General features: G+C 28.0%; 1 protein-coding gene. It reads left to right on the forward strand.

Annotated elements, in window-relative coordinates:
• Positions 1–474, forward strand: a 474-nt coding sequence (locus AMN73_RS01375) for an ATP-binding cassette domain-containing protein (RefSeq protein ID WP_143323184.1), incomplete at its 5' end; no start/stop codon positions are given.
• Between the last annotated feature and the right edge of the window lie 126 nt (positions 475–600).

Here is a 600-nt window from a genome sequence, read left to right on the forward strand (position 1 = left end):
ACAACGCTATTTGATGATACAATAAAAAATAATATACTTTATGCTAATTCTAACGCTACTGATGATGAGCTAAAGGAGGTTGCTGAAAAATCTTTTGCTTACAATTTTATAAAAGATTTACCTGATAAATTTGAGACCGTGATAGGTGAAAATGGATTAAGACTTTCTGGAGGAGAAAAACAAAGATTATCAATTGCTAGAGCAATGCTAAAGAAAGCACCAATAATATTATTGGACGAGGCAACTTCATCATTAGATGCAGAAACAGAAAGTAAGATTCAGGAGGCGATGAGTCTTTTAACAAAAGATAAAACAACGATTGTAATAGCACATCGACTCTCCACAATATTAAATTCTCATAAAATTTTTGTTATTGATAAGGGTGAAGTATCAGCTCAAGGTTCTCATGAGGAGTTAATGAATAATTCCAAAATTTATAAAAATTTCTATGAAAAACAAGTCAGAAGAGATTAATGATATTATTCATTTATAGAATATTAATAAATACAGTACTTTTATTTTCACCAATTATAATTTTAGTCAGATTATTAAAGAGAAAAGAAGATGTAAAAAGATTTGGAGAAAAATTAGGTTTTTTTT

The sequence above is a fragment of the Candidatus Pelagibacter communis genome (assembly GCF_001179965.1).
In the GTDB taxonomy this organism is placed as follows: Bacteria; Pseudomonadota; Alphaproteobacteria; order Pelagibacterales; family Pelagibacteraceae; genus Pelagibacter.